23 protein-coding genes are annotated in these 25,847 nt (G+C 44.3%); 6 read left to right on the top strand and 17 right to left on the bottom strand.

Going from position 1 to position 25,847, the window contains the following annotated elements:
• Positions 1-135: 135 nt before the first annotated feature.
• On the top strand, positions 136-687 hold the full coding sequence (locus H7968_RS12675; protein WP_227396502.1) for a hypothetical protein: 552 nt from the start codon (positions 136-138) through the stop codon (positions 685-687).
• Positions 688-770: 83 nt separating this feature from the next.
• Here H7968_RS12675 and H7968_RS12670 read toward each other — a convergent pair whose 3' ends face one another.
• From H7968_RS12670 to H7968_RS12655, 4 genes are all read right to left on the bottom strand, one after another.
• A complete protein-coding gene (locus H7968_RS12670) occupies positions 771-2,228 on the bottom strand; it encodes a DEAD/DEAH box helicase (RefSeq protein WP_227396501.1) in 1,458 nt (485 codons plus the stop codon).
• A gap of 376 nt (positions 2,229-2,604) precedes the next feature.
• Positions 2,605-3,318, bottom strand: coding sequence for an alpha/beta hydrolase (locus H7968_RS12665; protein ID WP_227396500.1), 714 nt, complete (start codon positions 3,316-3,318; stop codon positions 2,605-2,607).
• A gap of 741 nt (positions 3,319-4,059) precedes the next feature.
• On the bottom strand, positions 4,060-5,427 hold the full coding sequence (locus H7968_RS12660) for a UDP-N-acetylmuramoyl-tripeptide--D-alanyl-D-alanine ligase (RefSeq protein ID WP_319799499.1): 1,368 nt from the start codon (positions 5,425-5,427) through the stop codon (positions 4,060-4,062).
• 12 nt (positions 5,428-5,439) lie between these two features.
• Positions 5,440-6,510: a D-alanine--D-alanine ligase gene (locus tag H7968_RS12655; RefSeq protein WP_227396498.1), complete on the bottom strand. Its 1,071-nt coding sequence runs from the start codon at positions 6,508-6,510 to the stop codon at positions 5,440-5,442.
• A gap of 264 nt (positions 6,511-6,774) precedes the next feature.
• Here H7968_RS12655 and H7968_RS12650 point away from each other — a divergent pair, with 264 nt between their 5' ends.
• Positions 6,775-7,965, top strand: coding sequence for a dicarboxylate/amino acid:cation symporter (locus H7968_RS12650; RefSeq protein ID WP_227396497.1), 1,191 nt, complete (start codon positions 6,775-6,777; stop codon positions 7,963-7,965).
• Between the two features lie 368 nt (positions 7,966-8,333).
• Here the strand turns inward: H7968_RS12650 and H7968_RS12645 are convergent, their stop codons facing one another.
• The 8 genes from H7968_RS12645 to H7968_RS12610 all read right to left on the bottom strand — a co-directional run bounded on the left by H7968_RS12645 (position 8,334) and on the right by H7968_RS12610 (position 15,577).
• Positions 8,334-9,425: an NAD(P)/FAD-dependent oxidoreductase gene (locus H7968_RS12645; protein ID WP_227396496.1), complete on the bottom strand. Its 1,092-nt coding sequence runs from the start codon at positions 9,423-9,425 to the stop codon at positions 8,334-8,336.
• A gap of 22 nt (positions 9,426-9,447) precedes the next feature.
• A complete protein-coding gene (locus H7968_RS12640; RefSeq protein ID WP_227396541.1) occupies positions 9,448-10,029 on the bottom strand; it encodes a CDP-alcohol phosphatidyltransferase family protein in 582 nt (193 codons plus the stop codon).
• Between the two features lie 12 nt (positions 10,030-10,041).
• The gene (locus tag H7968_RS12635; protein WP_227396495.1) at positions 10,042-10,704 is read right to left on the bottom strand and encodes a TVP38/TMEM64 family protein; all 663 of its coding nucleotides are present in this window, start codon (positions 10,702-10,704) and stop codon (positions 10,042-10,044) included.
• A gap of 22 nt (positions 10,705-10,726) precedes the next feature.
• On the bottom strand, positions 10,727-11,692 hold the full coding sequence (locus H7968_RS12630) for an ABC transporter ATP-binding protein (protein ID WP_227396494.1): 966 nt from the start codon (positions 11,690-11,692) through the stop codon (positions 10,727-10,729).
• Positions 11,689-12,486 (bottom strand): ABC transporter permease, encoded by a 798-nt coding sequence (locus H7968_RS12625; RefSeq protein WP_227396493.1) that lies wholly within the window; start codon positions 12,484-12,486, stop codon positions 11,689-11,691. The genes H7968_RS12630 and H7968_RS12625 overlap by 4 nt, the downstream gene beginning before the upstream one ends.
• 12 nt (positions 12,487-12,498) lie before the next feature.
• Entirely contained in the window at positions 12,499-13,365 is an 867-nt protein-coding gene (locus tag H7968_RS12620) for an ABC transporter permease family protein (protein WP_227396492.1), read from the bottom strand.
• Positions 13,346-14,578: an ABC transporter substrate-binding protein gene (locus H7968_RS12615; protein ID WP_227396491.1), complete on the bottom strand. Its 1,233-nt coding sequence runs from the start codon at positions 14,576-14,578 to the stop codon at positions 13,346-13,348. Before H7968_RS12615 ends, H7968_RS12620 begins: the two co-directional genes overlap by 20 nt.
• A 228-nt stretch (positions 14,579-14,806) precedes the next feature.
• Positions 14,807-15,577 (bottom strand): hypothetical protein, encoded by a 771-nt coding sequence (locus H7968_RS12610; RefSeq protein WP_227396490.1) that lies wholly within the window; start codon positions 15,575-15,577, stop codon positions 14,807-14,809.
• Between the two features lie 327 nt (positions 15,578-15,904).
• Here H7968_RS12610 and H7968_RS12605 point away from each other — a divergent pair, with 327 nt between their 5' ends.
• Positions 15,905-17,086 carry an FtsW/RodA/SpoVE family cell cycle protein gene (locus H7968_RS12605; protein ID WP_227396489.1) on the top strand — a complete coding sequence of 394 codons (1,182 nt, stop codon included), beginning with the start codon at positions 15,905-15,907 and terminating at the stop codon, positions 17,084-17,086.
• 381 nt (positions 17,087-17,467) lie between these two features.
• The gene (locus H7968_RS12600) at positions 17,468-18,760 is read left to right on the top strand and encodes an alkaline phosphatase (RefSeq protein WP_227396488.1); all 1,293 of its coding nucleotides are present in this window, start codon (positions 17,468-17,470) and stop codon (positions 18,758-18,760) included.
• A 225-nt stretch (positions 18,761-18,985) separates the two neighbouring features.
• On the opposite strand, the gene H7968_RS12595 is transcribed toward H7968_RS12600, so the two are convergent.
• Entirely contained in the window at positions 18,986-19,891 is a 906-nt protein-coding gene (locus H7968_RS12595) for a diacylglycerol/lipid kinase family protein (RefSeq protein WP_227396487.1), read from the bottom strand.
• Positions 19,892-20,028: 137 nt separating this feature from the next.
• Positions 20,029-20,163 (bottom strand): Lmo0850 family protein, encoded by a 135-nt coding sequence (locus tag H7968_RS18045; RefSeq protein WP_256369349.1) that lies wholly within the window; start codon positions 20,161-20,163, stop codon positions 20,029-20,031.
• Positions 20,164-20,389: 226 nt separating this feature from the next.
• On the opposite strand from H7968_RS18045, the gene H7968_RS12590 reads away from it, so the two are divergent.
• Positions 20,390-20,797 carry a CBS domain-containing protein gene (locus H7968_RS12590; RefSeq protein ID WP_134374897.1) on the top strand — a complete coding sequence of 136 codons (408 nt, stop codon included), beginning with the start codon at positions 20,390-20,392 and terminating at the stop codon, positions 20,795-20,797.
• 74 nt (positions 20,798-20,871) lie between these two features.
• Here H7968_RS12590 and H7968_RS12585 read toward each other — a convergent pair whose 3' ends face one another.
• The 3 genes from H7968_RS12585 to H7968_RS12575 form a co-directional block, all read right to left on the bottom strand.
• Positions 20,872-23,274 carry a heavy metal translocating P-type ATPase gene (locus H7968_RS12585; RefSeq protein WP_227396486.1) on the bottom strand — a complete coding sequence of 801 codons (2,403 nt, stop codon included), beginning with the start codon at positions 23,272-23,274 and terminating at the stop codon, positions 20,872-20,874.
• A 76-nt stretch (positions 23,275-23,350) separates the two neighbouring features.
• On the bottom strand, positions 23,351-23,560 hold the full coding sequence (gene copZ, locus H7968_RS12580) for a copper chaperone CopZ (protein ID WP_227396485.1): 210 nt from the start codon (positions 23,558-23,560) through the stop codon (positions 23,351-23,353).
• A gap of 30 nt (positions 23,561-23,590) precedes the next feature.
• A complete protein-coding gene (locus tag H7968_RS12575; protein WP_227396540.1) occupies positions 23,591-23,911 on the bottom strand; it encodes a metal-sensitive transcriptional regulator in 321 nt (106 codons plus the stop codon).
• Between the two features lie 324 nt (positions 23,912-24,235).
• Between H7968_RS12575 and cls the strand changes: the two genes are divergently transcribed.
• Positions 24,236-25,684 carry a cardiolipin synthase gene (gene cls / locus H7968_RS12570; protein ID WP_227396484.1) on the top strand — a complete coding sequence of 483 codons (1,449 nt, stop codon included), beginning with the start codon at positions 24,236-24,238 and terminating at the stop codon, positions 25,682-25,684.
• The last annotated feature ends 163 nt before the right edge of the window (positions 25,685-25,847 follow it).

The raw sequence follows: 25,847 nt of genomic DNA, 5'->3' as shown, positions 1-25,847 counted from the left end.
TTCAATAACCGAACATTCTTTTTTCAGTGTTTCATTAAATGTTTTGGTAAATTTACAGAAGAATTTTAAAAAATAAGAAACCTTTTCATGGAAAATAATGTACAATAGGAAAGGATTATTCAAGGAGGAAATGATATGAATCGTGATTTTGCAGAAGGAAATATGATATGGATTGTGTTAGGAGTTATCACTTTATTATCAGGCGGATTCTTAGCCTTTGTTGCACCAAATCTCGTTCACCACTTACTGTTTACATATGGGGATGTGATCCTGGTTCAAACGCCTAATTTCGCAAATGTTTTGTTCGGTGTCTTTGTTCTACTGCTTTCTTTATTCTTTTTCATGATCTATAAAGACAACAAAAAAATTAAAGTTGCCGGGTTCTTTGTACTGCTGATCTCGATCGCTTTTCTTGCTGCTAGTATGACAAGTTATACCGTCGTTCGGGAAGAAGCGATTTTTCACAGTGAGGTATTATCTTTAACAAGTGATCGATACGAATGGACAGATGTTGAAGATGCCGTTCTGTTAAAAATGAATGATGAAATACCTTATAATTCTATGGTCTTGTCAATGAAAGATGGGTCGGAGCTTGAATTAAAAAAAGGAGAATTTAACTTTAAAAAGAACGAAATCGAAGGCATGCTGCTGTCAGTCGGCATCAGATATCAACTGACGGAACGATGACTGCCTAAAGTCAAATGAAGCTTCATTAATAGTAAATAAAAAAATCGCTGTGCACATGATGTGCACAGCGATTTTTTTATTTATTACTGACCTTCACGAGTCGTACGGCGTGGCTGACGCTGACGGCTGTTGTAAGGTTTGCCGCCTCCACCGCTACGGTTTCCACCACGGGAACCAAATTTCTTATCGTCCTTGCGGAAAGGCTTTTTCTTTTTAGATGCAAGAGGCTTTTCCGGAGTTATATCCACTGGTGTTTCGTCCGGCTCTTTTGTCAGGATCTTAAGCGCAGCAGCGATTAGATCTAACGGCTCTTCTCCGTCATTCAAAAGCTCACGTGCAAGTACTTTGTATTCTTCGAGGTTGTTCTTCTTAAGTGTTGTTTTTAGCTCATCAATAGCAGCGCGCTGAAGGCCTTCAAGTGCTTCTGAAGAACTTGGCGGGTGCATTTGATTCATTTTCTTTTTCGTTGTCTGCTCTACCACACGAAGGTAGTTCATTTCACGAGGTGTTACGAATGTCATCGCCATACCTGTTTTCCCTGCACGGCCTGTACGTCCAATACGGTGAACATAGCTTTCAGGATCCTGAGGAATATCGTAGTTGTAAACGTGTGTAACGCCTGAGATATCAAGTCCGCGGGCAGCTACGTCTGTTGCGACAAGCACATCAATACGGCCTTCCTTAAACTTCTTTAATACGCTCATACGCTTCGCCTGCGTAAGGTCACCGTGAATTCCTTCAGCCATATAGCCGCGGATTTCAAGAGCACGTGCAAGCTCGTCAACACGGCGCTTTGTACGTCCGAATACGATTGCAAGCTCAGGTGACTGAACGTTTAGAAGACGTGATAGTACGTCAAACTTTTCACGCTCATGTGCTTTTACGAAGAACTGCTCGATGTTTTCAACCGTCATTTCCTTCGCTTTCACTTTTACTGTTTCCGGCTCTGTCATGAAACGCTCAGCAATCTTACGGATTGGCGCTGGCATTGTAGCAGAGAATAAAAGTGTCTGGCGTGTTTCAGGAAGGTTTTTCAGGATTGATTCGATATCATCGATGAATCCCATGTTCAGCATTTCATCCGCTTCATCAAGTACAAGCGTCTGTACTTCATCAAGCTTCAGCGTACGGCGGTTAATGTGGTCAAGAAGACGACCCGGCGTACCAACGATGATATGAGGACGCTTCTTCATTGCGCGGATCTGGCGCTGAATGTCCTGGCCTCCGTATACAGAAAGAACGCGAACGCGCTTGTCTGCACCGATTTTGTAAAGCTCTTCAGATACCTGAATCGCAAGCTCACGCGTTGGTGCGATGATCAGACCCTGAATGCTTGAAGAACGCGTGTCGATCTTCTCAAGCATCGGAATTCCGAATGCAGCTGTCTTTCCTGTACCAGTCTGTGCCTGGCCAATGATGTCCTTACCTTCTGTTGATAATGGAATCGTACCTGCCTGAATCGGCGTAGCCTCTTCAAACCCCATACGTTTAATTGATTTTAAAATAGCTGGACTGATTGGTAATTCTGAAAAAAGTGTCAAATCCTTCATACTCCTTTTTTATTCAAATCATCTAACCTTCATACATAAAGCTAAGATCGCTCAGAAGACTGCGACTGCTTTTTGATCGTTGTCCTGTAACGTATTAAATAAGGGGCACTTCTTCCCCAAAAAGAAAACTCGGTCATAGGCCGAGTGCGTCAGAGATGCCAATTTTTTAATTGGTCTTTCATGTTGGACAACCAACAAAATACACACGGATACTGTATGCCTCATATGGACAAACGGTTAATTCAGCAGGACTGAAACTCCATGTATTCAGAAATATATATCACACTCTTCTTAATCGTAAGAGAGCTCAATGTTTAAGTTCAGCAGATGTCTTACGTATCTTATCACGTCTTTTTCCAAAATACAATCATCCATCATCAGGATGTTCGTCCTGTTTTAAAAAGAAAGCGATCTCATGAAAAAGGTCATCACAGTCCGGCCCATAGCAGATCAGGTGTTTCGACCCTTTTGATAAATATAATTTTTTTTGATACGTCCCAACCCTGTCATAAACAAAACGGGCAGCCCTCGGCGGAACAATGCCATCCATCTGACCCTGAGCAATAAAAACAGGCACTTTGATTTTAGATAAAAGCGGAACCATGTGTGATGCAAGCTTCCTGAATTCCCATGTTGAGCGGATCGGGGTGTTTAACACCTTATATTTATAATGGCCAAACCATTCATTTTCATGCAGGGTCCGCCGGATCGCATCCTTCATCATTCCGTTGATATCCTGAACAATCTGCCTTGGGTTAATATATAACGCAGCAGCGCTCAGCAGAACCAATTTACTGACCGGATAATGAATGGTCAGATAAGAGGCAATCAAACCACCCATTGAAAAGCCGATTACAAACACCTCGTCACAATAAAGTAAAAGGCGTTCAAGCTCTTCTTCCGCACACAGCAGCCACTCCATAGCGGTGGCCTGCCTTAAATCGAGATGGCGTCCATGCCCGGGCAGAACCGGCACCGAAATAATCCAGTCAGTATGCTCACGCAAATATCTGGCGAGTGGATTCACTTCGTAAGCACCACCTGTAAATCCATGTAAAAGCAGGCATCCTGTCTGTCCCATCGTCTTCCCTCCGTTAAACGTCTGTGTTGTGATTATACCCTTGAATGAGGTTGTTGAACCCCGGGTTAAAGTGTTGGGTGGGGGGTGGCAGTGATTGTTGGCCGCGGCACAAGAAGTGTCATTGAACAGGTCTAGTCCGCGTCAAACGGTCTTTACCGAGAGAGGAGGTGGATCGATACAAATGTTTTTTGAAACAGTACATATCCAGTTTGAAACGAGTGATTGTTGGCCGCGGCACAAGAAGTGTCATTGAACAGGTGTGGTCCGCGTCAAACGGTCTTGCGCGCGATGGGAGGTGGATCGATACAAATGTTTTTTGAAACAGTACATATCCAGTTTGAAACGATACAATCCCGAGACGAAGCGTTACAAAAAATGGTGTTTGAAAGGCGATCAGTACAAATAAATCGTGGAACAGTACATAAGATTTTTCAAACGATTGAATTCATTTCCAGAACGATTGATAAATCAACCGGATCAGTACAATTGTTCAAAGTGCTGTTTCGCCCCCCGTGGCAACGGATGTCTTCAAAATGAGTATTCTCCCAGCTAAGTCAAAACTCACAATTTTACGAAAGGAGCATCGAATTCTGTGAAACACATTAAATATTTTGTGAACCCCACGCGATACCCTGTGAAACATCGCCTGCATTCTTCGAAACAAACCCAAAATTCTCCGAACCTACCCCCCGCACATTAAAAATGGCTGAGACAAATTTCTGCCTCAGCCACCCTCACTTACTATTTAAACGCTTCAATCACTTTTTCAAGTGCCATGCCGCGTGAGCCTTTGACTAAAATCAGATCTCCGGCTGCCACATGCTTGCGGAGTTCTTCAGCAAGCGCTGCGTGATCATCTTCAAAGCTGAACACATTCCCGCTCAGACGCACCGCTTCTTCCGCTGTCCATTTTGAACGCGGGCCGAATGTAAACAGGGCATCAATCTGTGAAAAGTCAATTTCACGGCCAATGGCACGGTGGAATTCCTCTTCCATTTCACCGAGCTCAAGCATATCGCCAAGCACCGCGATCTTCTTCCCTTCTGCCTTCGCTTCCTTTAAGAAACCAAGCGCTGCACGGACAGAAGTCGGGCTTGCATTGTACGCATCATTAATGAAAATTTCTCCAGCAGCTCCGGTTACACGCTCCATACGCATAGAGGTCATTTCCATTGCTGAAAAGCCTTCAGAAATCTCTTTCGCTGACATGCCAAGGTGAAGGGCAACGCGAATCGCTGCAAGTCCGTTCAGCACGTTATGACGTCCTAAAACCGGGATCGTTATCCAGTCGCAGCGTTCTGACCCTAACTGGACACGGCTTCCTTCATCAGAAATCTCAACCTCTTTCGGATAAAGTCCGTTTGTTTCGGCATAGCCGTATGAAGCACTTTTAATACCAGGCGCTTTTGAAACAAGCCCCTGTAAAAGCGGTTCGTCTCCATAATAAAACAGCAGACCGTTTTCACCGAGACCATCTGTAATTTCAAACTTGGCCTTGGCGATATTTTCACGCGAACCGAGATCCTGAAGATGGGACTCCCCGATGTTGGTGATCACCGCAATATCCGGCTGGGCAATGGTTGACAGCAGAGAAATTTCACCGAATCCGCTCATGCCCATTTCCAGCACGGCAACATCAGTGCTCTCTTTTATATTGAGCAGCGTCAATGGCAGCCCGAGCTGATTATTTAAATTCCCCTCGGTTTTCTGGACGGAAAATTGTTTGGATAAGACACCTGCGACCATATCCTTTGTGGTCGTCTTACCGTTACTTCCTGTGATCGCCACGACTTTAAAATGCTGCTCTTTTCTATATTCAGATGCGAGCTTTTGTAACGCTTTTTCAGAATCATCTACAAGAACAACCGGCAGATCCTCCGGCGGGTTCGGAACATCCTTTTGCCAAAGCGAGGCTCCAGCTCCGTTCTCGATCGCCTGACGGACGTATTTGTGACCGTCTGTCCGCTCTCCTTTAAAAGGAATAAACAGATTTTGCGGCTGGATGGTGCGGGTGTTAATGCTCGCTCCGTCTACAATGACATCTTTAAAACGCGCTGCAGGCGCATCTGTCTCAAGCATTGCTGCAAGTTCAGTTAATGTTTTTCTCATCAAACAGACTCCTTATATCGAATATTTCAGCTTTTGCTTCTCATCATAGCGTTCCATGCCGAGCTTCACCAGTTTTTCGATCAGTTCCGGATAGGAAACGCCGGTATTCTCCCATAAGAGCGGGAACATACTGAAAGGAGTGAAGCCTGGCATTGTATTGATCTCATTAATGTAAATTTCGTTTTTCTCTGTTACAAAGAAATCAGCACGTACAAGACCTGAACAGTCGACTGCCTGGAATGCGGTTTTGGCCATTTTTTGAAGCTCTTCTGCCATTCCGTCCGGCAGCTCCGCAGGGATGATCATCACTGAATCACCATCCACGTATTTCGCCTTATAGTCGTAGAAATCTTTTTTCGCGACAATTTCACCCGGTACGGACACTTCAGGGAATTCATTGCCGATGACACCCAGTTCGATCTCACGTGCCTTCACACCCTGTTCGACAATGATTTTGCGGTCAAACTGAAATGCTTCTTCAAAGCCATTCTCCAGCTCTTCGCGATTTGTACATTTGCTGATTCCAACACTTGAACCAAGGTTGGCAGGTTTGATAAAGCATGGGTAGCCGATTTCATCCTCTGTTTTTCGATACGCCTCTTCACGGTTTTGTTCCCATACAGCGCGCACAAAAGAAACGTATTCAACCTGGGGCAGCCCTGCATCACGGAATAAGTTTTTCATGATCACTTTGTCCATACCTGCTGAAGATGCAAGCACGCCGTTGCCGACGTAAGGTACATTTAGTACTTCAAGCAGGCCCTGAACCGTTCCATCCTCTCCATTTGGTCCGTGCAGAAGTGGAAATACAATATCATACCCGCGTTCCGCATCACCCTGAACAGTCAAGACGCCTTCAGCCGCCGAAACCTCACGCTCCTCTCCAAATTGAAGCTGCTTCACATCTTCAACCGGACTGGTAAGAGACGGTCCCTTGCGCCATTCGCCGTCTTTTGTGATAAAAACAGGGTCAATTTCAAATTTTGAAAGATCCAGCGCCTTAATCACCGCTTTGGCCGTTTGCAATGATACTTCATGTTCAGCAGATTTCCCTCCGAATAGCAGACACAGCTTTGTTTTCATCTATAAAATCCTCCATTTAATCACCAATTTTATTCTTCATCTATCTTATCATGTTTCATCATTCGTTAAATGAGTTTGTTGAAGCGATTTTTTGTTTTTTTACTATAACAAAAAACCTAGTTCAAGGTGAAACAGTCCTTTATATAACTGATAATTCACAATAATTTTATTATTATTTTTTAAACTTTTGTACTTAACAAGTCCTAGGGAACGCGTTATAATCCCTCTATCAAATACAACTGTACACAACAGGAGGACTTCATCATGAAAAAAATCGGACTTCTTCCCAGAATCATCATCGCCATTGCACTTGGTGTAGCAGTCGGCAGCATTAGCCCTGACTGGATCATCAGGACAACAGCTACTTTCAATGATCTGTTCAGCGGATTTTTATCCTTCGCCATTCCACTGATTATCATTGCTTTTATCGCACCGGGCATTGGCGCAATGGGTCGCGGGGCAGGAAAAGCGCTTGGACTGACAGCAGGGATCGCTTATGCTTCAACTGTCATAGCAGGTCTTCTTGCATTTACCAGCGCAACTGTTCTATACCCTATTTTGCTGGACTCTCAAGCCTCGCAGGCATTTGAAAATCCAGAAGAAGCTCTACTCAGCGGATTTTTCGGAATTGAAATGACGCCGGTCATGGGCATCATGACTGCTTTATTATTATCATTTGTTTTAGGAATTGGTATTTCTGCACTGAAAAACAGTGTACTTCAAAAAGGACTGGAAGAATTCCGTACGATTATTCAAAAGCTGATTGAGAAGATCATTATTCCGCTTCTGCCGTTTCACATTTTCGGGATTTTTGCGAATATGACGCAAGGCGGTCAGGTATCAGCAATTATTAATGTCTTCCTGCTTGTTTTTGCGATGATTATCGTACTGCACCTTCTGTATCTTGTGATTCAATACAGTGTCGCAGGCTCACTTCACGGTAAAAATCCATTTGGCATGCTGAAGAAAATGATGCCCGCTTACTTTACGGCACTTGGTACACAATCATCTGCATCAACGATTCCTGTAACGCTTGAGCATTCAAAAAAAATGGGTGTTCGTGAAAAAACAGCAGATTTCTGCGTTCCATTACTGGCTAATATTCATTTATCAGGGAGTACGATAACACTCGTCAGCTGCGCCATGGCGGTTATGCTTATTCAGGGTGAGACGGCTACATTCAGTCAGATCTTCCCGTTCATTCTCATGCTTGGCGTGACGATGATCGCAGCTCCAGGCGTACCGGGCGGAGCTGTTGTTGCCTCTCTTGGTCTTCTTGAGTCTATGCTCGGATTCTCTGGCGCTATGACTTCACTGATGCTTGCGCTGTATCTTGCACAGGACAGTCTCGGAACAGCAACAAACGTAACAGGAGACGGTGCCATCAGCTCCATCGTGGACCGTTTTACAAAGGGTCGTGCCGTTAAGGAAGAGAGTGTGACGAAGGCGGGGTAATGGCCCGCCGGTTTGTGTGATTTTGAAAGTCGTGCCAGATCATTCCTCAGGAGTCTGCTGAATGACCTGGCACTTTTAATATTTTCAAGTTACTGTATATAAAATCATTCTTGAATGAATGTCGATAGAACAGGTAAAACTGTCGATTGCCAGACCATTACTGTTAATAGGGCAGCAACTCATGTTGATAGGTGCTTGAAGATCGCACATTTCGTTAATAAGAGCTTAATTATTGTCAGTAGCGTGGACGAGACTGTTGATAGCAGATCATTTTCTGTCATTAGCCCTTCAGAAAATGTTGATTGCCGGTCTGCCACGTCTACTATATCCGGCACGGTTTTAAGTAAACCCACACAAAAAGCTGTCCACTAATCGGACAGCTTTTTTAATTTCCTCATATACCTCACATCAATCCAGTCTTTCCACAGCCACGCCAATTTACCGAACCGCACCACTTTCCCGTACAGTGCGAGGGCTTCTTTATTGCCCGTCGCCAGCAGGATCAAACCTCTTTTCTGCGGTATATAGTCGTTGAGCTTTTCACGTTTCAGACTGGCTACCAGATTGTGCGCCAGCACCTTACCCTGCCTTACTGCATACACACCGCTTTTCGGTAAATGCGGATGGGTGGCGAGTGCGGCACAGTCTCCTGCTGCAAAAACATCGCTGTGATCAACCGTCTGAAGGGTTGCGTCTACGAGCACGAATCCTTTTTCATCGGTGGAAAGCCCAGATTTCTCCAGCCATTTCGGAGCCTGTGCGCCTCCAAGAAACATGACCTCATGATATGGAATGTCGCGGTCATTTTCGGTATAAACGTAACGATCATCGACTTTTATCGCCCGATCATTTTTATAAAATTGAATACCTTTTTGCCGAAAGAGTGATTCAATCACAGGATCTGCCTGCTCGTTTATAAAAGGACCGGATGAAATAACGGTAATCACATCGTATTTACGTCCGCGTTTTTCTTTCCAGGCGTGAAATGAAAAGGCCATTTCGCAGGCTGCCGCTCCGCCGCCAATGATGACTAATTCCCGGGCCAGCTGACAGACTTCCATCCTCTCCGGGAAAAGGTGGGCAGGTTTGATATGAACCTGCCTTTCCTGCAGACCTTCTATAAAATCAGGCGCAGTATGGGACCCGACATCAATTGACAGGCGGTCATAAAAGAGGATCTGTCCTGATGACACGACCACTTTTTTCTGATCAGGCTTTATGGATTCAACTGCGACTTCCATAAAATCAATTTTTTTATCAAGGCAGAGCTGTTTCAAATCGACCCTGATTTCGTCTAACGAGTATAATCCTTCAGCATAGCCGGAAAACATACCGGAATAATAATGATAGCGATCAGGCGACAGCAGCACCCATCTGATGAATGGATCTCTTTCAGCCGAAAGAGACTTGATAACCTCAAGGTGTGTGTGTCCGCCTCCCGCTAATAGAACTGTATACATAAACGCCTCCTGAACTTCTTGCTTAACTGAGCAGTTTTTTGGCTTCCATAAACCGCTGACCCGCCGTGAACAATTCGACAGCAAAAAATACGAGCGTCGTCCACAAAACGATACCCGGCGCCAGCATCATCACAGTCAGCAGGATAAAGCCTTCTGTCCGTTCGGCAAGGCCAGCCTGATAACGGAACGATTTGACTCCATTATTTTCGGACACGTTGCCAACCGTCAGAAAAATCGTCATAGAGATGACGATGGATGACATCAGCAACAGCGCTGCCCACATGATTTCGGGATGTAAAAAAGCAACACCCAGAATCACGCTGATTTCAACAATACGGTCAAAGGTGACATCCATGACGGTCCCAAATGGAGACGTTTTGGTTGCCCGGGCCATGGAGCCGTCGACTGCGTCAAGAAACCCCGACAGCCACAGTACAAATACGGCGAGCAGGGGTTGTCCAATATAGTAAAGCCAGCCTGATGAAGCACCGATGATAAATGCACCGATTGTCACCTGATTGGCTGTGAGTCCTGTTTTCAACAATCCGTCAGCTGTTTTTTGAATGACGGGTTGTACATATTTTCTAGCGTGCGTATCAAGCAGAGCAGGCACCCCCTATTCTTTTTCATTTTTTTGAAGGCCAAGCCATTCCGCAACGCGTTTCCTGAAAATGATCGGTACGGATATGACGATAGCAAAAAACACTAGGCCCAGTAAGATGACACGCATATCCCCTTCTGCCACGCTGGCACCTAGAAAGCTGTATCCGATCGTTCCAGGCAAAATGCCAATGATCGTAGCAAATAGAAAGGCTCTTATTTTTACGTTGGCAAGTCCTGCCGAATAACTGACAAGGTCAAAATTCAGTAACGGAGCAAGACGTAAGACGAGGACGTACATAAAGCCGCGTTCCTCCATCTTCTCAATGACCGTTTTGACTCGCCCCTCCTGCATGCGCTGAATAAAAGCACGATTAAATTTGCGGGCAAGCAGATAAGCCGTCATTGCACTTAGTGTTGCCCCAATCATAATGTACACGAATCCGTTCACTGCACCAAAGGCAAGCCCTCCGGCGATTGACAGAACGGAAGCCGGAAACAGGATGAGCGGACGAACCGTATATACCAAAATAAAAAATATTGGACCCCAGAAACCAAATGACTGAATCCACTGCTGAATATCTACAGGGCTGAAATTTAAATATTCATTGTTCACCCACAACAGAAGCAGAATGATCACTGTAATACTGATGATTGGCAGTACCTGACGTGTTTTCATTCCCGTACGACTGCCTCCTTTGTTATTCAAACCTTTTAATAAAAGCAAGAGGAACCCCAATGAATCCTGCTTGACCTGCATGGATAGACTGCTCCCTCGGCACAGGGATTACATACCGTCCCTGATCCCCGGACATCCGGATGTGAGCGTAACGCTGTCCATGCTGATACGTTTCATTTACCCATTCTGCCCGAAAGCATTCGTATCCTTCCTGCTCTTCTGACAGCCACTCCAGATGCTCTGTTAAACAGTATGACGCATCATTCAGCACAAAAGCATCTGAATATAACCTTGCTACCAGCCGATTGACCGGTTGATCATATACGTCTTTGGGGCGCCCCTGCTGCTGAATGAGCCCGTCTGCCAACACGGCAACCCGGTCACCGAGCAGCATGGCCTCTTCGCGATCATGCGTTACAAAAATAGAAGTCATATTTTCTTTTCGCAAAAGCTCTTTTACCCAGCCTCTGAGTTCACGGCGAAGCTCCGGATCAAGACTGGAGAAAGGTTCATCGAGCAGTAACAGCTTTGGTTTCAATATGAGCGCGCGGACAAGCGACACGCGCTGCTGCTGTCCGCCTGATAACGCATGCGGATATTCATTTTTATAGTCTTCAAGCCCAACAAGCTTTAAATATTTTAATCCTTCGATCACAGCTTCTCTTTTTGCTGTATGCAATCGCAGACCGTACGTGACATTTTCAAGGATCGTCAAGTGTGGAAAAAGCAGCGCCTGCTGAAACACCATCCCGATCGGACGGTCTTTTGCTGCCGTCTGCAAAATGGAGTTTCCCTCAATCAGGACTTCCCCGGATGTAAAAGATTCAATCCCCGCCAGGCATCGCAACAGCGTAGACTTCCCTGTTCCGGATGGACCCACAAGTGACAGGACCTCCCCTTCCTTTAAAGAAAATGAGAGATCACTGAACACATCATTTTTCTTAAATCGTTTTGATACGCGATCTACTTCTATAAATGGACGACTCATAAGGCACCTCGTTTACTCATCGAAAATCTCCCTGCCAGAATGGTCGCAGCCAGCTCGACAAATAACACAGCTAAAACCGGCAAAATCGCAAAAGCAACTGAGAAGGCTGCCATGACTGTGTCATCAACTGATTGCAGGAAAGGATAATAAATAATCGGCAGGGTAATGACATTTCCTCCCCCAATAATAGCAGTCAACACATACTGACTCATGCTGATCGTTACGGTCAAAAAAACGGCACTGCGGATGCTCGGCATCAGCATCGGCAGTTCAATCGTCCGAAAAACATGCCAGCTGCCCGCTCCAAGCATTTTCCCCTGCTGAAGCATATCCGGGTTCAGACGGTCATAACCGGATTTCATCACTTTAATTGTATAAGGAATGGTTGGCACAAGATGGACGATCGCCACCCCAAGCCAGCTGTTTGCGAGTCCAAGGCGGATCATTGTAATATGCAGACCCACCGCGGCAGCCATCGCAGGGAGAAAAAGTGGGAGGACAACCAGGACTTCAAGCGCGCTTTTCCCTTTAAATTCAGAATGTGACAATGCTTTTCCAGCAGGAATGCCCGCAAAAAGATTCATAAAGGTCACCACTAGCGCAATAAAAAGGGAGATCATCATGGCTTCAAAAATCCGTGAATCAAGCAAGAACGTTTCCCATCCACGCAAGGTCCAGTCAAAGGTGAACGGCTCACCCCACCTCCAGACAGGCGTAAAACTTTTAACAATCAGCAGAACAGCTGGAATGAAAAACAGCAGAAAAGCACTGACGTAAAAAATCCACTTTTTCATACAGCGCTCCTCCTAATACTGATGACTGCTTTTTGACAACAGCCATCTTCTCCGATTCATTAACGTAAACGATAAAAGCGCAATCGCGCCGAGTATAAATGCAATGATACATAATAGTCCAAAAGCGTAGGATCTCTCTTCCCATGCTGCCCCGTAAAACCACTCATAAGCAAGGACAGCTGTCATCTGAGGATACGAAATACCAAGCAGCGCAGGCACCTCATATGCTGTGAAAATAAAAGCAGTCAAAATCAGTGTGATTTCAACGATCACCGGTTGGACCCATGGCCACTCAACCGTTTTAAACCATTCTTTTCTGCCACCACCAAGCACAGAGATGACTTCCCCATATTGTTTGGGCAGCTGTAAATAAGCAGGAAGCAGCATCAGAATAACAAAAGGAATCTCCTTCCACAAATAGGTGATGATGATGCCAATGCCATAAGGATCCTGCGTAAAAACGGGGAAAGCTTCCCGTGAGGAGAGCCAGCCAGCCTGATACAGGAAGGATGAAACGAGTCCGCTTTGACCGAGCAGCAAAAGGATAAAATACCCCCACACAAAATGGGGAAACAGCATCGGAATCCACACAAGCCACTTCCCTGCAGGCTCATCAATAAAGGAAGAAAACCATCTCACAACACCCCAGCCAATTAAGACTGAAAAAAATACAGAAACAACCGTAATTAACAGGCTGTACCCAAGTGATTCGATCAGCTGACTTTGTCTGAACAAATCAGCATAATACTGCCAGGTCCAACCTTCCGGAGAACGGATACTCTCTGCAAATGCCATGACGAGGCTGTACACAATCATCAGTAAAAACAGCAGTGCCGGAATCAACAGCACTGCCGGTTTATTAGTCTGATACCACTTCATTGATCCACGCATCCTCTAACCAGGGAACATAAGCAGCATCGACCTCAGGAACAAATGATTCCAGAAGCTCTTCCTGGCTTAATACTGTGCCTCCACGATCCAGCTCTTCAAAGGCTGCCTGATCTTCACCCTGCAGTTTTGAAGGGTTGATAGGTGTGTTTTCTCCCCAGTATTGCGGGTCAAGCTTAGCGAGCTGTGCTTCCGGCGTTAAAAAGAAGTTAATTGCTGTTAAAGCAGCTTCTTTTGATGGACTGTTGTAAGGGATAGATAAAAAATGGGTATTCCCAATAGAACCCGGATCCTCAAGCACAAAAGCTTTGGTCGTTTCAGGGAAAATCCCATCAGCCACAAGCGATTCTGCACGAGCCTCGTTATAGCCCATCGTCATCCATACTTCTCCCTGACTATATAGACGGTCAAGCTCTTCCAATGTGCCTGGATACGTTTCACCGCCGCGCCACAGGTCAGATTCAATCTCATTCAGATAACCCCACATACCTGAGGCTTCCTGAGCTGCAAACTCTTCTGAGAATGGCTCTTCTAAGAGCGTATCAACGGATGATGCCGTTCCATATAAAATATGTCTTAAAAACGCATTACCGGTAAAGTCATCTGCAGCTGGATACGTAAACCTGCCGGGGTTTTCCTGAATCCAGGATGACAACTCCTCCAGAGTGGATGGCGGCTCTTCGATTTTTGAAGAATCGTAATGGAATACGAACTGCACTTTTCCCCATGGCGCTTCATATCCTTCTGTTTCTGTACCGAAGTCATAGGCAAAATCCAGACTTTCCGTATCATAGAATTCCTCGAATGCAGGGAGCTGATCCGTGATCGGTCCATACAGCAGTTCCCCTTCTTTTGCCCGCTTAAAGTTCTCGCCGTTCATCCAGATGATATCGATTGTGCCATCATCCTGCCCGGCCCGTTTTTCCGTCTCAAGCTTCTGTATAATTTCATTTGTATCCAGCGGAATCCGCTCAAGCGTCACATCGTATTCCTCCTGAAGGGCTGGAGCGGCATATTCATCGATATACCGGTTAATCCCTTCGTCTCCTCCCCACATGTAGAGGCGAACTGTGTCACCTTCTGCTTCTGCTGTGATCTCGTCCCATGACAGCTCGCTCAGCTCCTGATCCGGCTGATCGCCACTCGTCATGTTACAACCGGCTAAAAGCAGGATCCCGGCCGTTCCAATCAATCGTTTTTTCATATTTACCACCTCAATCGTTCATATTCTGTATACGATTCATTTGTTTCAATGGATCATATTTAACCATGATCTGTTGCTGTCTTTCTGATTTTATCTTTTATTGATACATGATCCTATTTCCCGTGCTCTCAAGTATGTTAGCTGAATCACATTTCTGATTAAATCCGGCGGTTTAATCTTTTAAACTTGAAAAAAAGTACCTGATCCATTAACCAGGTACTTCAATAATCAGAGAATAGCCGTCCATTCCTTTGTTTTCCGGTCAAAGGAAAACACCGCAGCCGGCTCTCTTTTTGATTTAGCTTTCATATCGTCCTGAAGATCGTCCATATTGGAATAGTCACCAACCACCCAAACCGGCAGTTCAATTTTCCCTTTGCCACCTATGCCGTGCTGGACAGATATGATGACTCCGTCTCTCAGCAAATGGGAAAGTGACATGACGACTTCTTTCGGAATGGCTGGAAGTGACTTCTCTTTCTTCCATTGAATCAGTCCTCGTCCACCTTTCCTGGCATTCCATTTCTCAGGCACAATGGTTCCGACCAGCTGGAAGAAATCAGGCCATTCACGGTAATACGTCCGGTTAAGCAGACCGTCCTCTGAAGAAAGATAGACAAACCGGTTATTCAGCTTCTTATAAAAAGGTGTGTTGAGGTGATGCTTCATGTGTCCGATATATAGAAGCTCGGCAATTTCCTGAGGGGACATTTCGTCCAGTCCTGCTTCATCCTCAAAGTCAATCCAGCAAAAATCTCCGTAAGATGCTACATCCTCTTTTACAAGCTTGGACACCTCATCTGCGTTCACGTATTCAAGATATGTATGCATATTGAATGATGTTTGCTCGTACTGGTGTTTAACCAGTAGTAAGTGATGGAGATGATCTGAAAGTGCATGATAAAATTCTTTGAATTCGATTCCGTTAGACATGACAAAATCCTGGGATAAATTCAGGTGTAAATAAATCCATCCCTGTGAACCCGCCTGATTTTTCATGTGATCATCTCCCCGTCCGACTGTGATATACCCCATTGTATCAAATTGTCTGTCTAACGCGAAAATATAACTTCCCGAAATCATGTCAAATTTAAGAACATCCGGTCTAAAACCCTGTCTTTCTCAACTGGGCCTTACTTATATTATGAACAGTTTGTCACAGCCGAAACTTCCAATGCCTGTTTTACGTCTATTCAACAGGCACCTCTGACGAAAGTAACAGACTGATTTTATCAGGATGAGACTTCTTGTGAATTGTGAAGAGGTGCATAATCTGATACGCTGATACTGAATGTCAAAGGAAATAATAGAATCCAGGTGAATAGATTGAATAATAATAATAACTTTTCAGACCGAATCGATTGGACACTCGCCAGTCTTTTAATATTGTTTATGATCGCCAGTACTGTTGCCATTGCCTCCGCCCAGACGACCGGGCAATACGCGGCGCTCGGCACGAACTTTGCACTGAGACAGGGCGCTATTTATGCTGCCGGCTTCGTGATGATTGCTTTTATGATGTACTTTGATATGGACCAGTTCAGAAAGCTCGCGTGGGTCTTTTATGGATTCGGCGTGATCCTGCTCGTTGGTTTACTTATTTTACCCGAAAGTATTGTTCCTTATCGTAACGGTGCATATAGCTGGTACTACTTTCCGGTAATCGGTACACTCCAGCCTTCAGAGTTTATGAAAACATTTACCGTAATCGCACTTGCCAGAGTTGTCACGGTACATAACGAAGTATTTGTGAACCGTGATGTAAAAAGTGATCTGTGGTTGCTTGCAAAAATCGGATTAATTTCAGGGATTCCGTTTGTGTTAATCAGTCAGCAGCCTGACCTTGGGACAATGCTTGTTTTTATCGCTTTAACAGTAGGTATAATCCTTGTGTCCGGAATTTCATGGAAGCTTCTGCTGCCTACATTCGGAACGATTACCGCTATTGCCGGCGCAGCACTTTACTTTGCTATTTTCCGTCAGGACCTCATGGCAAGATACTTTCAAGATTATCAGCTTCGACGCATATATTCATGGCTTGATCCATACTCTTACGCGTCCGGGGATGCCTATCAGCTGACAACCGCGATGAGCGCGATCGGTTCCGGAGAAATCTTCGGAAAAGGATTTCAGGATCGCCAGGTATATGTACCGGATAACCATACTGATTTTATTTTTGCCGTTATTGGTGAGGAGTATGGGTTTATCGGAGCGAGTTTTGTTGTAAGTTTGTTCTTTCTTCTTATTTACCATTTAACAAAAGTTGCACTGGAAACAAAGAGTCAGTTTAATGTGTATGTATGTGCCGGCGTCATTAGCATGATCACCTTCCACGTCTTCCAGAATGTCGGGATGACGATCCAGCTGCTGCCGATTACAGGTATCCCATTACCACTCGTCAGCTACGGAGGAAGTTCTCTTATTGGTACACTCTTTGCATTAGGTTTGCTGTTTTCTATGCGTTTTCATCACAAAACCTATATGTTCTCTTCAGAAGATGAGCGTTAAAGAGCCGTTTGCGAACGGCTCTTTTTTCAATTTGATTAATTTCCAAATCACGCCAGATCAATCCTTCGCTTTTCTTCACAAACGAGTTATTTATCAATCACATGACAAAAAACGCCACTTAAGTCATTCGTCTGATCTCTACTACTAAAGATACAGGATCCTTTAAATATAAGAGGTTTTTACAAATATAATACATTCCATTTATTTGTAAATATATCGTTTGTACGAAATCCGAAGCTTTTTTGTTATTTTACATTGAAGGTTGTTACCCTTCCTTTACTTTCCATAAAGAAATGGTAAATCTACTTGTCTTCGCATAAAAGTTTTCGCATACTTGCGTTGTACATAACATAAACGCGCTAAGCGAAAGGAGTTTTACACATGTGGAAAAAGGCAACGTCTATTACGATGGCAAGTGCATTACTTTTAGGAAGTGCGGTTTACATGAACGACCAGGCTGAGGCGAATAATGGAAAAGGTAAAGGCACTAAAAAGGATCAAAATGTGATCTTACTTATTCCGGATGGCTACTCTTCTTCTCAGGCTACGGCTTACCGATGGTTTAAAGGTGAAGAATCAGTGATGGACAAGCATTTAGTAGGAATGATGAAAACACATTCTGCTGATACGGAGGTTACTGATTCAGCTGCTGCCGGAACAGCGATGGCAACCGGAGAAAAAACAAATAACGGCATGATTAGTGTGACCCCTGATGGTGAAAATCTTGAAACGGTACTTGAAAAAGCTGAAGCAAATGGAAAGTCTACCGGCCTTGTTGCTACTTCAACCATCACACACGCAACACCAGCTGTATTTGGTTCTCATGTTGTTTCACGAAATGATGAAGACTCCATTGCTCCTCAATTGTTGGAAAATGACGTTGACGTGTTATATGGTGGAGGCGCTAAATATTTCACAGATGACATGCTGGATCAGGCTGAAGAAATGGGATATGGTTTCGCTGAAACAGCTGAAGACCTGAAAAATGCAAGTAAGGAAGATAAGATGCTCGGTCTATTCGCGGAAGATGCAATGGCCACTTCTCTTGATCGTGAAGGAACAGAGCAGCCAAGCCTTGCTGAAATGACAAGCTCTGCAATTGATGTGCTTGAAGAAAATAAAAAAGGCTTCTTCCTGATGGTTGAAGGCAGTCAGATTGACTGGGCCGGACACGCAAATGATATTGGCTGGTCAATGAATGATACAAAAGATTTTGAAGAAGCTGTCAAAGCAGCACTTGATTTTGCTAAAAAAGACAAAAACACGACTGTCATCATCGCAGGAGATCATGAGACTGGCGGTATGAGTGTCGGAGATCAAAATCTTTATGACACAAATCTTGAGTTTGTTCGCGGCATTACAGCAACGGGTGATATGATGGCGGATATGCTGAATGAAGACCGTTCTAATGTGGCTGAAGTCGTTAAGGAACATACAGGACTTGAACTGACCGAAGAGCAGATCGCAGAAATTCAGTCTGTCGAAGAAGACCGCGTTGCAATTACAATCAATCAATTTGTAAGTGAAGAAGCGCTGATCGGCTGGACAACAGAAGCTCATACAGGGGTGGATGTTCCTGTATACGCATTCGGTCCGGGTAAAGATGAGTTTGCAGGATTGATTGATAATACTGATATTGCGAAAAACATTGAGGAAGTACTGAAACTAAAATAAGTCATGATAGGCGGGTAGGCTGATGCTTACCTGCCTTTTATTGCTGAAAGTGAGGTTGCCGGGAAATTGGTGAGGGCCGGGGTGAGGCTGTCACGGACTTTCGTGGGGGTGCAAGCCACCTTTGTGAGCTCCGGAGAACAGTTCGTCAGATTCATTCCAAAAGACTTATCCATGACCAGACAAAAAAACAGACAACTCATCATTCAGGTTGCCTGTCATGGTTATTTACAGTTCACCCGGCATTTCCGGAACCACAATACTCAGGCAGTCTTTTTCCACTATTAAATGATGGTCCTGCCCTTCATAGTGTTCTCCATCCATATCAATCACCTGGGATTTTCCCAGGCTGATTGAAAGCTTTCTGCACTGATAATGAACGATGTCTGAATTCGATGTATCCCAATCGACCATGGCTTTTGCGGCTAATATTTCTTTAAATAACGGAAACCCGCTTTCCTTTAAAATTAAAAGATCCATCATCCCGTCATGCATATCAATTAATGTTAAAGGAAATTCAGTTGCACCAATGGATTTTCCGTTCATTACAAGCAGCATTACGGCTTCTCCTTCAACAATCTCCTGATCGATTTCGAGCTTATAATGAAAATCTTCCTGGCCGCTGAGTGATTTTATCGCACTGACATAATAGCTGATCCGGCCGAAGACATTTTTCGAATCATCGTTAATGTTTTGGGAAGCTTCTGCGATTAAGCCGGTTCCCCAGAAATTTGAGAAATACCTGCCGTTGCTTTCAACGAGATCCACAGGTTTTTCGATGCCGCCATGCACAAGGAGCTCCGCCGCGCGTTTGATGTTCAGCGGTATGTTAAGTGACCGTGCGAAATCGTTACAAGTTCCCGCAGGAATGATGCCGATCACCGGCCGCTTATCAAGCGGTGCGAGTCCGTTAATGCATTCATGTACTGTCCCGTCCCCACCCATTATGATGACCAGATCCACTTCTTCTCCATGTTGTCTGCAAAAACGTTCGGCATCACCGGGTTTTTGCGTCTGGTAAAGAGACAGAGCAGGTATGGATGCCGCCAATACCCCTGCTGTCTGACTGATCAGTTTTTCAATTTCCTTTTCCCTGGCACTGCCTTTGTAAATCAACATCGCTTTTTGATACACAACCCTGCCTCCTCTCTTCTGTTCTTTTTATACCCGAATTCAGGAAATATACTACATGATTTTGTAAAAGGGTACTTTATGTATTTTACGCGCCAAAATAAAAAAGGTCCCCACTTGGAGCACCTTTCGCGTAATCATTATGTTCCGGATATCTGATGCGGCTGCTTGACAGATTCGAGTATCTCCAGGCGTGATTTCGTGGTTGAAATTTTTACCCCGACTTCTGACAGTTTCGTCATCATTTCCTTGATGGTTTCACTGTTTCTTGACATGCTGAGCACCTCTTCCGAAAAGTTTGATTATATACATATAAACGAATAAAATCTCCAAAAGGTTTCATTTTTACACAAAAAAAATTTAAATAAGCATCATTACGATTATGATACCACTTTCACAAAATAAAAAACCTGAATTTAAGAAAAATTAATGATTTTGTTAAATGAATAAAATCTTCTTCATTCCGCATACTACGAATTGAATAAATGGGAGGTGTAAAAAATGAATGTACGTGAAGTAATGACACAGGATGTCATCACATGCAGTAAGCAGGATACAGTGGAAACAGCAGCAGAAATGATGAAAAAACATGATATTGGTGTGCTTCCTGTCGTGGACGAAAGCGGCCGCCCGGTTGGAATGGTGACGGATCGTGATATCGTGATCCGAGGCGTGGCAGAACATAAGAGTCAATCGGTTGATCAGGTTATGACGCATGAATTAATTCATGTAACACCTGAGACGACTTCAGAAGAAGCGGCCGATGTAATGGCTTCCTCTCAGGTGCGCCGCCTGCCGGTTGTACAGGATGAGCGTATTGTTGGCCTTGTTTCTTTAGGCGATCTGTCTGTGAATCCTCAGTCCAATCAAAAAGCCGGGGATACATTAACGGATATTTCCCAGCCTTAAAGAAGCCCATGCTATTTAGCATAAACCCAATACAAAAAGAGACTGGAGCTTTTAGACGTTCCAGTCTCTTTTCATTAAAGCTTTATTCTCTGTAATCTCAATGCATTTAAAACGACTGATACTGAACTGAAAGCCATGGCTGCTCCGGCTACCCAAGGGGCAAGCAGACCGACAGCCGCGATCGGGATTCCGAGTGTGTTGTAGCCGAAAGCCCAGAACAGATTTTGTTTAATGTTGCGCATCGTTTTTCTGCTCATCATGATCGCATCAGCAATGCTCATCAAATCCCCGCGGATCAGTGTAATATCTGCTGCTTCCATCGCTACATCCGTACCTGTTCCAATCGCCATTCCGGTATCAGCTGAGGCAAGAGCCGGTGCATCATTAATACCGTCCCCCACCATCGCTACCTTATGGCCCTTCACCTGAAGCTTCTTTACCTCAGCCGCTTTTCCATCGGGAAGTACTTCTGCAATGACCTGTTCTATGCCTGCTTCGGCTGCAATTGCACGGGCCGTCCGATCATTGTCTCCAGTGATCATGATTACCTGAAGACCCATTTCTTTTAAACGTTCGATCGCTTTTTTAGATGTTTCCTTCATTGTATCTGCCACTGCAACAATGCCTGCAAGCTCTCCATCAATCGCAAAGAGCATGGCGGTCTTCCCTTTTTCCTCAAGATCAGCCATCATGTCCTCAACGCCATCTGTTGATATGTTTTCCTGTATCATCAGCTTTCGTGTTCCTGCAAGAATTTGTTTTTCATTTAATACGGCTTTCACACCAAATCCCGTAACAGACTGAAAATCCGTTCCCTGTTTCACTTCAAATCCTCTGTCACGAATACCTTTCACAACTGCTTTTGCCAGAGGATGCTCTGATCCTGCCTCTGCTGCTCCGGCATGTAAAAGCAGGTCCTCTTCTGAAAAGCCGTTAAGCGGAATCACATCCGTCACAACGGGCTGTCCTTCTGTTACCGTACCTGTTTTGTCGAGAATCACCGTATCCACTGACTGTGCCGTTTCTAAATGCTCTCCGCCTTTAAATAAAATACCTGCTTCGGCTGCACGACCTGAGCCAGCCATAATGGAAACGGGGGTTGCAAGACCAAGCGCACACGGACATGCGATGACAAGCACGGCAATAGTTGCTTCAAGCGCCGAGGCAATCTCACCTGGTGACACGAGTGTGATCCACGCGATAAAGGTAAGGGTCGCGATCCCGACAACAATCGGTACAAAAATGCCTGAAATACGGTCTGCCTGGCGCTGAATCGGCGCTTTTGATCCCTGAGCCTGCTCGACCACCCGGATGATTTGAGCGAGCGCTGTTTCTTTACCGACTTTGACCGCCTTAACTTTGATAAAGCCCTGCTGGTTAATCGTTGATCCGATTACATGGTCTCCGGCAATCTTGTCAACCGGTACACTTTCTCCCGTAATCATAGATTCGTCGATAGCCGTCTGACCTTCTTCAATGATACCATCTACAGGTATCTTTTCTCCTGGACGGACAGCAAGCAGGTCCCCAGCCTGAACCTGATCAAGAGGCACTTCAACTTCTTCACCATCTCTGATGACAAAAGCTGTTTTCGCTTGAAGACCCATCAGTTTTTTGATGGCTTCAGATGACCGGCCTTTTGCTTTTGCTTCAAAAAGCTTTCCAAGTACAATGAGCGTAATCAGTACTGCACTTGTCTCAAAATAAAGTCCCATTATGTGCCCTGGCATCGAAAGGCTCTGAATCGCCAGATATACACTGTAAAAATAGGCGGCAGAGGTACCCAGTGCTACGAGTACATCCATATTAGCGCTGCCGTTTCGGAGTGCTTTATACGCCCCTTTATAAAAAGGTCCTCCAACGATGAACTGAACCGGGGTTGCCAGTGCCATTTGCACCCATGGATTCATCAGGAGATCCGGTACATACATCCACTGTGTAAATGAGAAGTGACCGACCATTGTCCACAGCAATGGTGCAGCAAAAATAAGAGAAAAAATAAATCTCTTTTGCTGACGGCTGATCTCTGCCTGACGATGGTCCTGCTCCGGCTTTCTCTCTTCTTTTCTAGCGGCTCCATAGCCAAGCTTTTCAACCTGCTTAATAATATCTTCTGTTGAGAGTACATGATCTGTGTACTCGACCGTTGCCTGCTCTAATGCAAGATTGACTGTTGCTGTTTTCACACCTTCAAGCTTGTTCAGTCCTTTTTCAACCCGCGTCGAGCAGGCGGCACAGGTCATGCCGCTAATATCAAATTCTTCTTTTTTAACAGCAACACCATACCCGAGTTTTTCTACTTTTTCCTGAATGTCTGACAAGGAAAGCAGGTCAGGGTTATAAGAAACTGTCGCTTTTTCCAAAGCCAGATTGACATTGGCCTGCTGCATCCCTTCCATCTTCTGCAGCCCTTTTTCAACGCGTGTCGAACAGGCCGCACACGTCATGCCTGTGATACTCAATTCTTTTTGTTTCATCTTGTCTCACCCCTTATACCCTCATAGGGTATATTATGATTTGAAAGAAAGTGCGCAGTTTTCCTGCGCACGTACTTTATTTTACTGTATACCCCTGGTCTTCAATCGTTTCACGGATCTGATCAAGTGATACATAGGCCGCCTGGAAATCAACATCTACTGTACCCTGTTCAAGATGTACGCGTACATCATTGACACCACCAAGTTCTTTAACGTTGGACTCCACTGCTTTCACACAGTGCTGACATGACATTCCTTCTACATTAAGTGTAACTGATTCTACCATGATTTTTACATCCTCCTGAATCGTTTCAATTTATTTTTTCATTAACCGTTTCATTGTGACGAGTAACTCATCAACCACTTCTAAATCGCCTTCCTGAATGCGATCAACAATACAGCTTTTCATATGCCCTTCAAGCAGGAGCTTTGACACGCTGTTTAAGGCTGACTGGGTTGCTGCGATTTGTGTAATGACATCATCACAATACGTATCTTTCTCGATCATTCCTTTGATGCCACGGACCTGGCCTTCAATTCTGTTTAAGCGGGTTTGAAGATTTTTTTTCATTTCGTCTGAATGATGACTTTTTCTTTCTGAACCGCAATGACTTTCCTCAGCTGCTGTAAAATTCATTTCTGTCCCCACTGCTTCCACACATATCCCTCCCTGATTTGCATTCAGTTTATGGTTATTCTAAGTATATTATACCCCTTATAGGTATGTAAACTAATTTGTTTTGTCCTGATAACTTGAACTATAAATGACTTTCCAGAACTTTTCAACTGGTCTGCATATGAATTCCTGTGATTAATCCACCTGCAATAAGCATACATCTTTTTCTTTTCATGAAACCTTCTGATAGTCTTTATACGTACAGTAAGATAAAAAGTTTCTATTTTATGCAGATAGGGAAATTATAATAAATAATGATTCTAAATCGATTGGCAGGGATGTGTGATGGACTGGATCTCTTTTTTAGTTGGATTTGTCTTTTTTCTTAACTTTATTTTCGCAGGGATCCTCATTTTTCTTGAACGAAAAGATGCAAGTGCAACCTGGGCATGGCTGATGGTCTTGTTTTTTATTCCGATCGCAGGGTTCGCTCTTTATTTATTGCTCGGACGCAGTTTAAGAAAGAAACATTTATTTAATTGGGAAGGGCGCAAGAGGGTTGGGATTGAACAGCTGATCCGTTATCAGATTGACGCAATTCATGACAAAAAGTTTGAATTTCAATCACGTGAAACAGAAAAAAACCAGGATATTATTTATATGCAGCTGATTAATAACGCTGCAGTGTTAACACAGGATAATGATTTACGGATCATTACAGATGGACGGGATAAATTCAAACAGCTGTTTGAAGACATTGAGGATGCGAAGGATCATATTCATATCCAGACTTATATTTTGAGAAAAGATAACCTCGGGAAAGAACTCTATAACCTGCTTGTGAAAAAAGCGAAGCAGGGGGTCAAGGTTCGTGTCCTTTATGATGATATGGGTTCACGGGGTATGACAAAGCGGTATTTTAAAGAGCTGCGGGCAGCAGGCGGAGAAGTAGAGGCGTTCTTCCCATCGAAGGTACCTTTGATTAACCCGCGCCTGAATTACCGGAATCACCGGAAGATCTCCATTATTGATGGACGGATTGGCTATATTGGCGGATTTAATATCGGGGATGAATATCTTGGACTCGATGAGAAGTTCGGCTACTGGCGGGATACCCACCTGAGGGTTGAAGGAAGCTCTGTACACCCGCTTCAGACAAGGTTTATCCTGGACTGGAACCAGGCTTCACACCGCTATGATATCGAATATGCAGACCGGTATTTCCCGCCGATCCCCCGCAAAGGAGACATCTCCATGCAGATCGTCTCAAGCGGACCTGATTCTGATTGGGAGCAAATTAAAAACGGGTATTTAAAGCTCATCAATAACGCTGAAAAGTATGTTTATATTCAAACGCCTTATTTCATTCCCGATGTCAGCCTTTTAGATGCTCTCCGGATCGCTGCGTTGTCAGGTGTAGATGTCCGGATTATGATTCCGAACAAGCCTGATCATATGTTTGTCTATTGGGCCACTTATTCCTATGTAGGTGAATTAATGAAAGCCGGTGCACGAATCTATGTATACGACAACGGATTTATTCATGCAAAAACACTCGTTACAGACGATGAGTCAGCTTCTGTCGGAACAGCCAATATTGATTTACGGAGTTTCAGCCTGAACTTTGAAGTCAACGCATTTATCTATCATCAGGAAACCGCCACTTCACTTGCACTTATTTTTGAAGAGGATATGGAAAAATCAACGGAGCTTACACCTGAACTGTACCAGAAACGCTCACACCTGATCAGATTCAAAGAATCCATTTCAAGGCTGTTATCACCGATCCTTTAATAAAAAAAGACTGGAGCTTTTAAAATTGCTCCAGTCTTTTTTATGATGTCTGCAAGATTGATTAAGTGGACTTTGACCTTTCGATTGCGAATCGCCATAAGATTTAAATACTATGTATTAATCCTGCTAACACTACGAGAAAAATGGGCATTTAGACTTATTA

This window comes from Jeotgalibacillus aurantiacus (assembly GCF_020595125.1).
Taxonomy (GTDB): domain Bacteria; phylum Bacillota; class Bacilli; order Bacillales; family Jeotgalibacillaceae; genus Jeotgalibacillus; species Jeotgalibacillus aurantiacus.
Note: the sequence above shows the minus strand (reverse complement) of the source record. Positions and strands in the feature narration are given on the sequence as shown.

Excerpts from the sequence above, each read along its gene's own strand:
- H7968_RS12610 (WP_227396490.1), bottom strand. The coding sequence starts at position 15,577 with ATGAAAAATCAGGCGGGTTCACAGGGATGGATTTATTTACACCTGAAT.
- H7968_RS12660 (WP_319799499.1), bottom strand. The coding sequence starts at position 5,427 with ATGAGAAAAACATTAACTGAACTTGCAGCAATGCTTGAGACAGATGCG.
- H7968_RS12620 (WP_227396492.1), bottom strand. The coding sequence starts at position 13,365 with ATGAAGTGGTATCAGACTAATAAACCGGCAGTGCTGTTGATTCCGGCA.
- H7968_RS12665 (WP_227396500.1), bottom strand. The coding sequence starts at position 3,318 with ATGGGACAGACAGGATGCCTGCTTTTACATGGATTTACAGGTGGTGCT.
- H7968_RS12635 (WP_227396495.1), bottom strand. The coding sequence starts at position 10,704 with ATGAAAACACGTCAGGTACTGCCAATCATCAGTATTACAGTGATCATT.
- cls (WP_227396484.1), top strand. The coding sequence starts at position 24,236 with ATGGACTGGATCTCTTTTTTAGTTGGATTTGTCTTTTTTCTTAACTTT.
- H7968_RS12625 (WP_227396493.1), bottom strand. The coding sequence starts at position 12,486 with ATGAAAAAGTGGATTTTTTACGTCAGTGCTTTTCTGCTGTTTTTCATT.
- H7968_RS12615 (WP_227396491.1), bottom strand. The coding sequence starts at position 14,578 with ATGAAAAAACGATTGATTGGAACGGCCGGGATCCTGCTTTTAGCCGGT.
- H7968_RS12590 (WP_134374897.1), top strand. The coding sequence starts at position 20,390 with ATGAATGTACGTGAAGTAATGACACAGGATGTCATCACATGCAGTAAG.
- H7968_RS12650 (WP_227396497.1), top strand. The coding sequence starts at position 6,775 with ATGAAAAAAATCGGACTTCTTCCCAGAATCATCATCGCCATTGCACTT.
- H7968_RS12575 (WP_227396540.1), bottom strand. The coding sequence starts at position 23,911 with ATGAATTTTACAGCAGCTGAGGAAAGTCATTGCGGTTCAGAAAGAAAA.
- H7968_RS18045 (WP_256369349.1), bottom strand. The coding sequence starts at position 20,163 with ATGTCAAGAAACAGTGAAACCATCAAGGAAATGATGACGAAACTGTCA.
- H7968_RS12655 (WP_227396498.1), bottom strand. The coding sequence starts at position 6,510 with ATGAAAACAAAGCTGTGTCTGCTATTCGGAGGGAAATCTGCTGAACAT.
- H7968_RS12600 (WP_227396488.1), top strand. The coding sequence starts at position 17,468 with ATGTGGAAAAAGGCAACGTCTATTACGATGGCAAGTGCATTACTTTTA.
- H7968_RS12675 (WP_227396502.1), top strand. The coding sequence starts at position 136 with ATGAATCGTGATTTTGCAGAAGGAAATATGATATGGATTGTGTTAGGA.
- H7968_RS12645 (WP_227396496.1), bottom strand. The coding sequence starts at position 9,425 with ATGTATACAGTTCTATTAGCGGGAGGCGGACACACACACCTTGAGGTT.
- H7968_RS12585 (WP_227396486.1), bottom strand. The coding sequence starts at position 23,274 with ATGAAACAAAAAGAATTGAGTATCACAGGCATGACGTGTGCGGCCTGT.
- copZ (WP_227396485.1), bottom strand. The coding sequence starts at position 23,560 with ATGGTAGAATCAGTTACACTTAATGTAGAAGGAATGTCATGTCAGCAC.
- H7968_RS12630 (WP_227396494.1), bottom strand. The coding sequence starts at position 11,692 with ATGAGTCGTCCATTTATAGAAGTAGATCGCGTATCAAAACGATTTAAG.